Below are 12801 nucleotides of genomic sequence, written 5' to 3'. Positions count from 1 at the left end.
GAAACCACACTTCCTCCCCACGAGAGGCGCACAGCACCATGGCATCCATCACCATCGACAATCTCGTCAAGAAGTACGACGACGGCTTCCCCGCCATCAAGGGCGTCAGCATCGACGTCGCCGACGGCGAGTTCCTGATCCTCGTCGGCCCGTCCGGCTGCGGAAAGTCCACCCTCCTGCGCATGGTCGTGGGTCTGGAGGACATCACCGACGGCGAGCTGCGGATCGACGGGACCCGCGTCAACGAGAAGCAGCCACGAGAGCGCAACCTCTCGATGGTCTTCCAGAACTACGCCCTGTACCCGTTCCTGACCGTGTACGAGAACATCGCGTTCCCGCTGCGCCTGGCCAAGGGCTCGGACAAGCTCTCCGAGGACCAGATCGACGCCAAGGTCCGCGAGGCCTCGCGCCTGCTGGATCTCGACGATCACCTGGAGCGCAAGCCCGGCAACCTGTCCGGCGGTCAGCGCCAGCGCGTGGCCATGGGCCGCGCGATCGTGCGCGAGGCCGACGCCTTCCTGTTCGACGAGCCGCTGTCCAACCTGGACGCCAAGCTGCGCGGTCAGATGCGCACCGAGATCGCGCAGCTGCAGCGCCGTCTGGGCATCACCTCGCTGTACGTGACCCACGATCAGACCGAGGCCATGACCCTGGGCGACCGCGTGGCTGTGCTGAAGAAGGGCGAGCTGCAGCAGATCGCCTCTCCGCGCGAGCTCTACGAGCAGCCCGTCAACCTGTTCGTGGCCGGGTTCATCGGCGCCCCGTCGATGAACTTCCTGCCGGCCCGTCGCAACGGCGACGTCTTCGTGACCCCGCTGGGCGAGATCCCGGTCCCGGCCCACGCCCAGGGCCGTCTGGACTCGGCCGGCGAGCTGCTCGTGCTGGGCGTGCGCCCGGAGCACTTCGCGGATGCCCGCGACGTCGCCGACACCCCGTGGTCGGCCAAGGGCGCCACGTTCGATGCCGAGCTCTCGCACACGGAGTGGCTGGGCAACCAGCAGTACGGCTACGTGCAGTTCGAGCAGGACCGGGACGTCAAGGACAAGCTCGACGAGCTCGCCCGCGACCTGGACGCCGATGAGATGCCCGCCCAGGTGGTCGTCGAGCTGCCCGCCAGCTCGCGCGTGCGCGGCGGCTCGCAGGCCAGGCTGTGGCTGAACACCTCCAAGATGCACGTGTTCGACCCGCAGACCGGCGAGAACCTCACCCGCGACGAGGAGGCCGGTGCCGAGCTGACCCGCGAGGCCAACGAGGAGCGCAAGGCCGACATCGCGCGGATGCGCGACCAGCAGGCCTGACCCGCCTCCTGCCTGACGACAGCGGCCGGTCCTCCCCTCACGGGAGGACCGGCCGCTGTCGTCGTGCCGGGTCGCAGGGTGGCCGTCCGCCTGATTCCCGCACGGCGATCCGGCGGGGCCGGCGGCTCAGCCCTGGTTCCAGGCCATCCACACCAGCAGCAGAACCGCGGCGATCGCCGCCAGACCCGTGAGCAGGGGACGCAGCCACGGGAAGCGCATGAAGGGGCCCACGAGCCGCGGCCAGGTCTTCGCCATGTGCGCTGGGCTGGCCTGGGCGAAGCGCTCCGTCTTCACCCCCAGGTGCTCCACGAGGCGGTCGATGGACTTCCGGTCCCAGATCGTCCCGTCCATGCGGAACAGGCGCCGCCCCGCGTCGTCGGCCGCCCACAGGTAGGGCCGAGCGACGCCGCGGCGGCGCTTGGTCCCGTCGGAGCCGGTGCGCGCCGGGCGGCGCAGGGAGTCCACGACCACCAGCCGCTCGATCTTCGCCCGCTCCATCGTGTGGAAGCCGATCGTGCGCGAGCCGAGCACATGGGTGGGCGTGATCGCCACGGTCACGGGCCGCAGCCAGCGCCACGCGCTGACGGCGCAGCCGATGATGACGATGACCAGCACGATGATCCCCATGGGCGCCGGCCGCCGCACCCCCAGCACGGCAAGGCACAGCAGCCCGAGCACGACCGTGGGCAGGCAGGCCAGCAGACGCCGGCCCATCGAGCCGATGCGAGGGTGCAGAACCCGTTCGGCGGTGCCGTACTTCGCGGGGATCTGGCGGATGGACTCGGCCATGGAGTGCGGCTCCTTCGAAGCGCGGGCGGTGTCGTCGACTAGCGTAAGGAGGATGGATCAGAACACGGCGGTGCGCAGGGCGATCGGCATGTGGCTGGTCCTTCTCGTGCTCGCCATGGCTGCCGCGTGGATCACGATCTCGCTGGTCAACAAGTACATGTACGGCCCGGAGACGGACGTCCGCGCCTACTTCGAGAGCCTCCAGGACGGCGACGGCGGCCGCGCCCTGGGCCTGCTCAATGCGCAGGTCGATCCCGAGGACGATGCCGTCCTGCTCGACGGCGAGCCGCTGGCCGCGGCCACCGAGTCGCTCGAGGACCTCGAGATCTCGACCGTCTCCCAGGACTCGGAGGAGGCCGTGGTGCGCGCCGACTTCACCCTGGACGGTCAGCCGCATGCCTCCGAGTACCGCCTGGTGCCCGTGGACACCCAGTGGGGCTTCTTCACGGTGTGGGGCTTCGAGGAATCCGAGCTTCCCTCGGTCACCGTGTCCATGCCCGGGGCCACCAGCGCCGATCTCAACGGAGCCTCGGCGGCGCTGCCGGAGTCCGAGCAGCGCTTCGCAGCATTCCCGCCCGGTGTCTACTCGGCCTCCTACGCCTCGCGCTGGGTCGACACCGATCCTGCCTCGGTCGTGCTGACGGATGAGGCCCAGACCGAGACCATCGCGCTGGAGGCCACCCCGTCGGAGGCTCTGGAGACCGAGATCTCCGAGCAGATCGCCGCTGACCTGAGCACCTGCACCGAGCAGTCCAGCCTGTACCCGACCGACTGCCCGTTCTCCTACGACTTCGACGGCCGAGTGGACGGCGACGTCACCTGGAGCATCACCAAGCAGCCCGAGCCGCCCGTGACGATCGGCGTGGACGGCGGCAAGGACTGGGCCCTGGGCTCGGCGAAGGGCATGGCCGAGGTCTCGTTCACCTCCGTGGACCTGTTCGACGGCACCACCGAGGAGGTCACCGAGTCGGTGCCCTTCACCTACCAGGCCGATCTGGCCGTCAGCGACGACAGCGTGAAGGTCACCCGCCGCTGAGCCCCTCGCGCCTGCTGCCCGCATGCGCTTCCGCGCCGCGCATGCGGCATCCAGGCACACAGGCGCGGGAGGCCGGGTGGGAGGGGTCAGGCGTTCAGACCGCGCAGATCCAGCACCAGGGAGTCCTCGGCGCCCTCGGCGACCGTGAACGGGATCCCCCAGTCCTGCTGGTACAGGTGGCAGGCGGCGTGGTCCGGGATCTCGCCGCCGGGCTCGCCGTCGCAGGCGGCCGCGCGGGCGGTGATGTGCAGGACGCCCTCGGTGACGCCATCGGCGAGCGTGATCTCGCGCTTGAGGCCCTGGGCGGCGCCGCCGCCGTCGACCAGCGCCTCGGCCGGGGAGACCGACAGCTTCAGCTGCGTGGGATCTCCCCAGCGGTCGTCGAGCTTCTGGCCGCTGGGGGCGGCGAAGCGGACGTCGATCGTCATGGTGCCGCCGGCGATCGGGGTGCGGCTGCGCTGGGAGACGGAGGCGCCCTCGTCGACCTGCAGCAGCTTCTCCGGAACGGGCAGGCGCACCAGGCGGTGCCGGTTGGTCTCCACCACGATCAGCTCGGGGGTCTCCCCCGAGTCGTCGACCAGCAGGTCCGACGGCTCGTCGAAGTCGCGCTCGAGCGTGGAGAGCTGTCCCTCGACGGGATCCCAGCGCCGGATGGCGCCGTTGTAGGTGTCGGCCACGGCGATCGAGCCGTCGGGCAGCACCGCGACGCCGAGCGGGTGCTGCAGGCGCGCCTGGGTCGAGTCGCCGTCGCGGAAGCCGAAGTCGTAGAGGCCGAGCCCCGCGGCCGTGGCCACGCCCGAGAGGGCGCCGTCCGCCACCGCGATGGAACGCAGCGCCGAGGACTCGGAATCCGCCGCCCAGATCGTGCCGTCCGGGGCCTCGACCAGCCCCGACGTCTGCGCGAACCAGGACTGCGAGGGATCCCCGTCGACCAGGCCCTCGTCGCCGGTGCCCGCCGCCACGGCCAGCTCGCCGGTGCGCGGATCGAAGGTGAAGATCTGATGCGTGCCGGACATCGCCACCACCAGGGTGTCGGCGGCCGTGGACCACACGGTGTCCCACGGCGAGGACAGCGCGACCTCCCGCGGGTCGGCTTCAGGATCGATGTGATCGGCGTCCACGCCCTTGGCCCGCTCGGAATCCAGCAGGCGCTGCACGCCGCTGCCCGCCAGGGTCGTGACCTCGCCGTCGGACAGGCGCACGCCGCGCAGGCGGTGGTTCACGGTGTCGGCCACGATCACGTCATAGCCCACCTGCTCGCGGACGCCCTGCGGCAGCAGCGCGAGCCCGCGCGGCTCGTTGAAGCGCGCCTCTTCGGGGCCGCCGTCGGCGTGGCCGCGGGTGCCGTCGCCGATCACGGCGCGCACGGTCTGCAGGTCTGCGGCCATGCGGACCAGGCGGTGGTGGCCGGTGTCGGCCACCAGCACGGAGCCGTCCTCGAGGGCCACGGCCTTCTCCGGGAAGCGGAGGTCGCCGTCGGTGATCTCCGGGGGGACGTAGGGACCGTCGCCGCGGTGCAGCGTGCCGGCCGCCTCGTGCTGCTCCACGAGCTGCTCGACGAGCGAGACGATCCCCTGGACGTGGCCCTCCCCCGAGAGGTGGGCCACGATGTAGCCCTCGGGATCCACGACCACCAGGGTCGGCCAGGCGCGCGCGGTGTACGCGTCCCAGGTGCCGAGCTCGGGGTCATCGAGCACCGGGTGGTGGATCTCGTAGCGGTCCACCGCCGAGGCCAGGGCCTCGGGATCGGCCTCGTGCTCGAACTTGGGCGAGTGCACGCCGACCGTCACCAGGACGTCGGAGAAGCGCTCCTCCAGCGGACGCAGCTCATCCAGCACGTGCAGGCAGTTGATGCAGCAGAACGACCAGAAGTCCAGGATGACGATCTTGCCGCGCAGCTTCTGCCAGTCGAGCTGCTCGCCGCCGGTGTTCAGCCAGCTGCGGCCTGTCAGGGCGGATGCTCGGACGCGGGACTGCGCGCTCATCTGGGGTCCTCTTCCTCGTGCTCGTCTCGTGCGGGGCCCGATCGCTCGGTCCTGCCCCGTCGTGTCAACCCCCGGCGGGCGCCGGGGTATTCCGTCCGGCTCAGCGGCGCTCGCGCTCGGCCAGCGACTGCATCATCTCGTTGTAGGCCTCGAGCTCGGCATCGCCGGTGCGATCCGCCTCGCGATCCACCCGGCGGTTCTCGCGCCTGCCGTCCATGGCCCACTGGATGGCCACGACGACGGCCAGGATGGCCGTGGGCAGCTCGCCGATGCCCCACATCAGGGCTCCGCCCTTCTGCTGGTCCTCGATCGCCGAGTCTCCCCAGGGGCGGCCCATGTTGCCGAACCAGGAGGCCTCCAGCAGCGTGTCCATGCCCATGATGGTGACGCCCACGAACGCGTGGTAGACCATCGTGGCGATCAGCAGGACCAGTCGCATGAAGTGCGGCGGCCGGTACGGGATGGGGTCCTGGCCCACGAGCACCAGGGCGAACATGTACCCGGTGAACAGGAAGTGGGCCATCATGAACTCGTGGCCCACGTGGTAGCGCAGCGTGACCGACAGCAGGTCCGTGAAGTAGAAGATCACGATCGAGGCCGCGAAGTTCACCGAGGCGAAGATCGGGTGCGTGACGACCTTGCCCCAGGTGGAGTGGACCAGGCGCAGGATCCACTCGCGCGGTCCGCGAGTGCCGTCCTGGCGCGGCTCCAGGGCCCGCAGGAGCAGGGTGACGGGCGAGCCCAGGACCAGGAACACCGGGATGATCATGGTCAGCGACATGTGCTCGACCATGTGCGCGGAGAACAGCACCCGCGCGTAGATGGCCAGACCGCCGGACGTCGCGTACATCAGCAGGGCCAGGCCCACGAACCAGGACACTGCGCGCAGGGGCGACCAGCGCCCGCCGGTGCGCGCGAGCTTCCACAGGGCCCAGGCGTAGGACAGGCCCAGCACGGCGATGACCGCGACCCACAGCCAGTCGAAGCGCCACATGGTGACCAGGCCCTCGGGCGTCGGCGCCGGCGGCAGCTCGTAGAACGTGAGGATGCGCGCCGGGGAGGCGTTGTCGGAGAGCTCCTCGGGCACCGGGGGCGCCGAATTGCCGAGTGCTACGGCGACGCCGATCAGCACGCCCATGAGCACGAGCTCGCCCAGGATGACCTGCCATACGGCTCGGCGCCCCGAGACCTTCCCCTTCTCGAGCGCGGGGATCACTGCGCGGCGGTGCATGAGACCGGCCACGCCCAGCAGCAGGGTCAGCAGGAGCTTGAGCAGTGCCAGGACCCCGTAGTCGCTGGTGAGCTGCTCCCAGGTGCCGATGCGCACCCCGGCGTTGATGATCCCGGAGGCCAGCACGAGGGCATAGCAGCACAGCGCCAGGGTCGAGAAGCGATGCAGGACCACGGCGATGGTGGGGACGCGGCGGCCTCGAGCGGCCTGCCCGGACGCGGCGCCGCGGCGCCCGCGCGTGCCGATCGGCAGTGCCGTAGTGGTGGTGTCCGCGGCCAGCTGCGGCGAGATCCACGCCAGAGCGGCGAGGCCGCCGGCCCAGAGGCAGACGCCGAGCAGGTGCAGACCCAGGGAGTTGACCGCGCCCATGTGATCGTCGCCGCCGGCGCTGTGGCCGTTGAGGGCCATGGTCACGATCGCGAGGCAGCCGACCGCCATGGCAGCGGCCAGTCCCAGCCGGGAGCGCAGGCCGAAGAGCAGGGTCGTGGTCACGGCGGCGACGATCGTGCCCACGGCGATCGCCTGCCCCGTGGGGATCTCGGTCGCGAAGCTCACGAGCTGGCGCGTGTAGTCCGAGCTGGCGGACAGCTGCACCCCGGAGACATCGGCATAGGTCAGGATCAGCACCGCGACCGAGGCCACGGTCCACACGATCGACCACGCCCCGGCCAGAGCGACGGTGCGCGCGAACAGCGGGGACTCGGGCTCCTTCTCCCCCGCGCGGGCCCGAGGCGAGCGGCCCCGCCCCGAGCGCTGCCGGTGCGGGAGCACCGACACGGCCAGCAGCACGGACCCGAGCGCGACGATCATGCCCGTGTCCCGCAGCGCCTCGGCGATCGGCAGACCCCAGCGCACTGCGGCTCCCGGATCGGCGACCTCCTGCGGGGCGGAGGCGCCCGAGAAGGCCAGGGCACCCAGAAGCGACAGCAGCACCACCACGAGCACCCCTGCGATCCACCAGGGCGAGAGGCCGTGGACGACCCCGGGCTCGGTGGAGGGCGAGGATCCGCCTCCGAGGGCGGGGCCTCGCCCCGACCGCCGCTGCTGCGCGGTCCCGGTCGAGTTCGCCGTGCTGCTCATGCTGTCCTCCCGGCCGGCGCCGTCTGCGCCGCGGCCTGTGCTGCTGGGCGCGCCGTCGCGGCGCACCTCCATCCATCTGCTGCCGGCCGACCGGGGCCCGCGTTCGGGGCCTCCGCCGGGCAGCGCTGTCCCGAGGGTCTCACCACAGCTGCTCCCCCACGAATCCGCCCGGCTCGCAGGCCGGCGGGATCGCGAACACCGAGGACCCGATCGGAACCGTCCAGGTGTTGAGCATGTCGAGCTCGTCCAGGCGCTGCTGGATCGGGAGGAACTGCTGGGCCGGATCCGACTGATACGACGCGAACAGCAGACCGGAGTCGCTGACCCCGCCCTCCGTCTCGTCGTGGCGGGAGAACCCGGAGGCCCCGCTGACGGGCATGTCGTAGTTGTAGACCCGCCGGTGGATGCGCACCCGCTCATCGGGGTGCCGCGCCCGGCGCATGTGCGAGTAGTCCGAGATCACGGGGAACCCCACGGGGGTCGTGGCCTCGAAGTCGGGCTCGTCGTGCTCGTGCTCACCGGTCAGGGGCGCCCCGGTGTCCAAGGTGCGTCCCACGGCGTCCTCGCGCCCGATGCGGTCGACCTCGTCCCAGGTGTCCAGGTTCATGTGGATCCGGCGCAGCACCAAGGAGGTGCCGTTCTGGATCCAGGGCTCGAACGCGTCCTCGCCCTGGCCCCACACGATCCTCTCGTGCTCGGGCGTGCCTGCGGCGGTGTCGACGGTGCCGTCGACCTGCCCGAACAGGTTGCGCGGCGTGGTGCCCGCGGGTGCGGCTCCGGCGGCGGTGCGGAACCCGTCCTGCACCCAGCGCACCTGCCCGAAGCTTCGGACGTCCTTGAGCAGCACGCGCTGAGCGTGCGCCAGGGTCAGCGGGTCCTCGCAGCACAGCTGCAGCAGCAGGTCGCCGTCGCTCCAGCGCGGCTGCAGCTGATCGATCGAGAACTCCGGCAGCGGGGCCAGCCACGACGGGGCGGCCGCCGGGGCCAGGATCCGCATCAGCCCCGACCCGAAGCCGAAGGTCACCGTGAGCCTCGACGGGTTCAGCGCCAGCTCGGGCTCCTGGTCGCCGATCGGGGCCTGGCCCTCGGTCAGCTCGGCGGCGTCCTGGGTGAGCACGACGAGCATGCGGCGCAGGTCCTCGCGCGTGGTGCCCTCGGTCAGATCGATGCCCAGGAAGGCCGCGAAGCCCTGCGCGGGGGTGTCGATGCCGGCCTGGCGCTCGCCGTGGAAGTCCTCGGCGATGTCGCCGATGAACGCGGGCTGAGCCTCTTCCGCCTGAGCGTTCGAGCCTCCCGAGCGCGTCGGCTCGGACAGCCTGGAGGCGCCCAGACCGACAGCGCCCAGGCCAGCCGCAGCGGCAGCTCCCACGGCGCCGCCTGCGCCGAACAGCCCGCGCCGGGACAGGCCCCGCGCGGGACGGGACTCGCCCTGAGGCGCCCCGGCCGCAGCCCAGGGCGGCTGCGCTGAGCCGCCCTGGGCCTCGACCGGGCCCTGCTGCGCGCCGCGGGAGCGCGCAGCAGGATCGGGGCGGCGCTGTGTCACGCAGCCTCCTCGCACATGGGCAGCGCCTCCGAGGAGGAGTCCTCCCTCCCCGCCATGTCACCGTGATCCATGCCCTCCATGCTCTCGTCGGCATGTTCCGGGCTCTCACCGGCGGTGGGCTCCTCACCCGGTGCGTACTCCTCCTTGGCACCGGCGTAGTCGCGCACGGGCAGCCGGAGGCTCTGCTCCTGACCGCCCTCGAACTGCAGCTGCACGCTCAGCTCGGTGCCGGCCATGGGGGCGCACTGCAGATCCATGAGCATGATGTGCTGCCCACCCGGTTCGAGTGTCACGGTCTCCCCCGGCTCGATCACGATCGGGTCCTCCAGCGCCTGCATCTTGGTGGCCCCGGTCTCCGGATCCGCGACGGTCTCATGCAGCTCGACCTCGCCCGCGATGCCGTCGGCAGAGGCGCCGGTCAGGGTGACGGCGGTGTCGCCGTCGTTGCGCAGCTGCCCGAAGGCGGCGGTCATCCCGCTATCGGCCGCCTTGATCCAGGGCTGCTCGACGCTCAGCTGATCGCCGCCCTGCGCCTCGGCGCTGCTCGAGGCGCTGCTGGAGGCCGAGTCGCCGTCCAGGGCGTCCTGTCCCACGGCGCAGCCGGACAGCAGGAGCAGGCCGCCCACGGCGGCCGCAGCGGGCAGAAGGCGCCGCCGCGCGGCTGCCTGCGCGCTCATCGCCCCATCCTCCGCATCATCACGACGGCCGCAGCGACGGCACCCAGCACGACGACGCCGCCGCCGATCAGCAGCCACAGGGCTGTGCCGGAGGACGACTCGTCCCCGGTGTCGGACGAAGGCTGGTCGTCGTCCTGCCCCTCGGTCGGGGCGTCGTCCGAGTCCGAGGAGGCCGACTCCGGGGCCTGCGCCGAGCCGGAGGCCCCGGCGGACGACGACCCCTCGGCCGGCTCCCCGCCTGCGGGCTCCTGCGAGGCGCTGGCCTCCCCGCCCTCGACCGTGTAGTCGTAGGCGCCCTCGATCGGGTGCCCGTCGGAGGAGACCACCCGCCACACGACGGAGTACTCGCCCGGCTCGTCCGCCTGATCCGACAGGGGCTGGGTGACCGTCGTGCCCTGGATCTCGGGCTCGCCGTCCGTCACGTCCGAGCCGTCGGGCCCGCTGACACGGATATCGAGGCCGATGTCCTGCGGGGCCGCGGAGAACGTCAGATCGATCCCCTGGGGAGCCTCAGCGCTCGAGGCCCCGCTCTCGGGGCTCGAGCCGGTGAGGCTGTCATGCGCCAGCGCCGGTGCCGGCATGGCGATCAGCGCGGCAGCGGCCAGTCCGGCCCCCGCGCTCATGGTGTGCTTGCTGATGGACATGGAGTTCCTCCTCCGCCGCGCCTCGGACATGCCCTTCAGGGAATGGAGGGGCGGCGATGATGCTGTGATGGAGCCGATCCGGTGCCGGTGCTGGCCCGCTCGGCGTGGAGCTGCGCATCTCGCCATCGTCCGCAGGCAGAAGCCGCTGGACCCGTGAGGGGCCGCGACGTCCACGGACCGACGCGCCGGTGCGGTCTCAGGCGCACTCCGGAGCGCGCGGCTCGACGTGGAGCGCGGAGGATCAGATGGCGAGCATCCGCACGGGCGGACCCCGGTAGCGCAGTGCGGCCAGGATCACCTGGGCGAGACGCGGCACGGCCGGGCCCATCGGTGCGCAGCGCCACGCGGATGCGGCGATGACGACCGGGTCCCCGATCCGCGAGATCAGTGCTCGAGCACGGATCAGCAGCGTGGCCGCGGCCCGCAGGGCGAGCTTCTCGCCGTGGCGCAGCACCAGCACGGTCACGATCCAGGCCGCAGCGTGCAGGACGGGCATGAGCCATGCGGCGCTCGAGGAGCTGACTCCGAGCGCCTCGAGCGCCGCATGGTCGTGGACCATGGCTCCGGTGGCGCTCAGGACCAGCTCCGGGCCGTCGGAGGCGGCACCCAGGTGCCCGGCGTGCGAGGTGTGATCGACGGATGCGGACATGCTCCCGGACACGGAGAACAGTCCGTGGAACAGCAGCTGCGACACGGCGACGGACAGCGTCAGCCCCAGCCCGGGCAGCCGCAGTCCGGTCAGCAGCATGCACACCGGCGCCGACAGCGCGAGGCACAGGGCCACGAGCAGCGGCGACGGCCACGGGCCTCCGGCGGCGGTGTGGGCCAGGGCGGCTGCACCCGTGGCCACCGCGGCCGCGGTCCAGCCGCGCAGCAGTCGGAGGGAGCGCGCGGTGATCACGGCGAGCGTCCCTCCTTCGGGCCTCCGGCGGCGATGCGGACTCCGGGCGGCGGGGCCTCGACCGCCCGGGCAGATGCCCCACAGTATGCCGCGCGCCGCGTCCGCCCCGCGAATCCGCGGGGGCCGGTTGCCGGGCCATGACGCGGAGCACCGCCTGGTCCGAAAACGCCTCAGGGCGGCTCCCCCGAGGGGGAGCCGCCCTGAGGCGCTCGGGCCGGGCAGCAGTCCTGCTGCTCAGCCGCGCGGCATCACTTGGAGGAGGCCGCAGCCTTCAGCTTGGAGCCGGCCGAGAGCTTCACCGAGTGACCCTCGGGGATCTCGATGGACTCGCCGGTCTGCGGGTTGCGTCCGGTGCGCGCCTTGCGGACGGTGCGCTCGACGGAGAACCAGCCCGGGATGGTGACCTTCTCGCCCTGAGCGACGGAGGTCTCGAGGACCTCGAAGAGGGCGTCCAGGACGCCGTTCACCTGCGCCTGGGTGGTGTCGGCCTTCTCGGCGATCTCGGCGACGATCTCGCTGCGGTTCTTAGCCATACTGCAGTCCTCCTGAAGATTGGGGTCTACTCAGTGGCATCTCATCGGGAGATGCCCGCCGAACTGGAAATTACCAGCTCGACTTGGTGATGCCCGGCAACTCGCCCTTGTGAGCCATGTCCCGGAAGCGCACGCGGGAGATCCCGAACTTCTGGAAGGTGCCGCGCGGGCGGCCGTCGATCTGGTCGCGGTTGCGCACGCGGACCGGCGAAGCGTCGCGGGGAAGCTTCTGCAGGCCCAGACGAGCTGCCTCGCGAGCCTCGTCCGAGGCGTTCTCGTCGATCAGGGTCTTCTTGAGCTCCGCGCGCTTGTCGGCGTAGCGGGCGACGATGACCTTGCGCTGCTCGTTCTTGGCGATCTTGGACTTCTTGGCCATCTCAGCGCTCCTCGCGGAAATCGACGTGCTTGCGGGCGACCGGGTCGTACTTCTTCAGCACGATGCGATCCGGGTTGTTCCGACGGTTCTTGCGGGTCACGTAGGTGTACCCGGTGCCGGCGGTGGACTTCATCTTGATGATGGGACGGACGTCCTTATCCTTGGCCATATCAGAACTTCTCCCCTCGTGCCTGCATCTCGGCGACGACAGCATCGATGCCGCGGGCGTCGATGACGCGGATGCCCTTGGCGCTGAGGTTCAGCGTGATGTTGCGGCGCAGGGACGGGACCCAGTAGCGCTTCTTCTGGATGTTCGGGTCGAACCGGCGCTTGGTGCGGCGGTGCGAGTGCGAGATGGTGTGCCCGAAGCCCGGCTGAGCTCCGGTCACCTGGCAATACGCTGCCATTGTGCTCTCCTCCAAATGTCGACGAATGACGGCACGCTGTGGTGCGCGCTGATGCACGGATGCAACTGCGGCAGCGGCCAGGGCGTCCCGTCACCTGAGTACAGCCACCGTTCATGAACCCAGGGCCCGCACTCGGGCCCGGCACGGTGGGTAACCGTCAGGGGTCCGCCATGACGACGGTGAAGATCTTGGTGCCGGAAGGTGGACTCCACCACACGACAGCCTTAGATAGTAGGTTGACGCCGGGTTGCCCGCAACTTTCCGCATCCCCCGGTGAAGGAGGATGCCGCCCCTCCCCGGG

The 12801-nt window shown here is 71.2% G+C and carries 13 protein-coding genes; 2 read left to right on the top strand and 11 right to left on the bottom strand.

Annotation, left to right across the window (positions count from 1 at the left end):
* The first annotated feature begins 38 nt into the window (after window positions 1-38).
* Window positions 39-1298 carry an ABC transporter ATP-binding protein gene (locus tag RF645_RS11480; RefSeq protein WP_058870776.1) on the top strand — a complete coding sequence of 420 codons (1260 nt, stop codon included), beginning with the start codon at window positions 39-41 and terminating at the stop codon, window positions 1296-1298.
* Between the two features lie 126 nt (window positions 1299-1424).
* On the opposite strand, the gene RF645_RS11475 is transcribed toward RF645_RS11480, so the two are convergent.
* Window positions 1425-2087, bottom strand: a complete 663-nt coding sequence (locus RF645_RS11475; RefSeq protein ID WP_058870777.1) for a hypothetical protein — start codon at window positions 2085-2087, stop codon at window positions 1425-1427.
* A gap of 52 nt (window positions 2088-2139) precedes the next feature.
* On the opposite strand from RF645_RS11475, the gene RF645_RS11470 reads away from it, so the two are divergent.
* The gene (locus RF645_RS11470) at window positions 2140-3123 is read left to right on the top strand and encodes a hypothetical protein (protein WP_040560442.1); all 984 of its coding nucleotides are present in this window, start codon (window positions 2140-2142) and stop codon (window positions 3121-3123) included.
* Window positions 3124-3209: 86 nt separating this feature from the next.
* On the opposite strand, the gene RF645_RS11465 is transcribed toward RF645_RS11470, so the two are convergent.
* The 10 genes from RF645_RS11465 to rpmB form a co-directional block, all read right to left on the bottom strand.
* A complete protein-coding gene (locus RF645_RS11465; RefSeq protein WP_368819112.1) occupies window positions 3210-5108 on the bottom strand; it encodes an NHL domain-containing thioredoxin family protein in 1899 nt (632 codons plus the stop codon).
* 100 nt (window positions 5109-5208) lie between these two features.
* On the bottom strand, window positions 5209-7419 hold the full coding sequence (locus RF645_RS11460) for a cytochrome c oxidase assembly protein (protein ID WP_368819111.1): 2211 nt from the start codon (window positions 7417-7419) through the stop codon (window positions 5209-5211).
* 139 nt (window positions 7420-7558) lie between these two features.
* Window positions 7559-8962: a Dyp-type peroxidase gene (locus tag RF645_RS11455; protein WP_259902955.1), complete on the bottom strand. Its 1404-nt coding sequence runs from the start codon at window positions 8960-8962 to the stop codon at window positions 7559-7561.
* Window positions 8959-9639, bottom strand: a complete 681-nt coding sequence (locus RF645_RS11450; protein ID WP_368819110.1) for a copper chaperone PCu(A)C — start codon at window positions 9637-9639, stop codon at window positions 8959-8961. The genes RF645_RS11455 and RF645_RS11450 overlap by 4 nt, the downstream gene beginning before the upstream one ends.
* Window positions 9636-10283: a copper resistance protein CopC gene (locus tag RF645_RS11445; protein ID WP_368819109.1), complete on the bottom strand. Its 648-nt coding sequence runs from the start codon at window positions 10281-10283 to the stop codon at window positions 9636-9638. The genes RF645_RS11450 and RF645_RS11445 overlap by 4 nt, the downstream gene beginning before the upstream one ends.
* A gap of 241 nt (window positions 10284-10524) precedes the next feature.
* Window positions 10525-11184, bottom strand: coding sequence for a hypothetical protein (locus tag RF645_RS11440; protein ID WP_368819108.1), 660 nt, complete (start codon window positions 11182-11184; stop codon window positions 10525-10527).
* A 248-nt stretch (window positions 11185-11432) separates the two neighbouring features.
* Entirely contained in the window at window positions 11433-11717 is a 285-nt protein-coding gene (locus RF645_RS11435; RefSeq protein WP_006213874.1) for an HU family DNA-binding protein, read from the bottom strand.
* Between the two features lie 70 nt (window positions 11718-11787).
* Window positions 11788-12093: a 30S ribosomal protein S14 gene (rpsN, locus tag RF645_RS11430; protein WP_053447915.1), complete on the bottom strand. Its 306-nt coding sequence runs from the start codon at window positions 12091-12093 to the stop codon at window positions 11788-11790.
* A 1-nt stretch (window position 12094) separates the two neighbouring features.
* Window positions 12095-12262 (bottom strand): 50S ribosomal protein L33, encoded by a 168-nt coding sequence (gene rpmG / locus RF645_RS11425; protein WP_006213876.1) that lies wholly within the window; start codon window positions 12260-12262, stop codon window positions 12095-12097.
* A gap of 1 nt (window position 12263) precedes the next feature.
* Window positions 12264-12500 (bottom strand): 50S ribosomal protein L28, encoded by a 237-nt coding sequence (rpmB, locus tag RF645_RS11420; protein ID WP_006213877.1) that lies wholly within the window; start codon window positions 12498-12500, stop codon window positions 12264-12266.
* Between the last annotated feature and the right edge of the window lie 301 nt (window positions 12501-12801).

Source organism: Kocuria sp. CPCC 205260, from assembly GCF_040981045.1.
GTDB lineage: Bacteria > Actinomycetota > Actinomycetes > Actinomycetales > Micrococcaceae > Kocuria > Kocuria palustris.
Note: the sequence above shows the minus strand (reverse complement) of the source record. Positions and strands in the feature narration are given on the sequence as shown.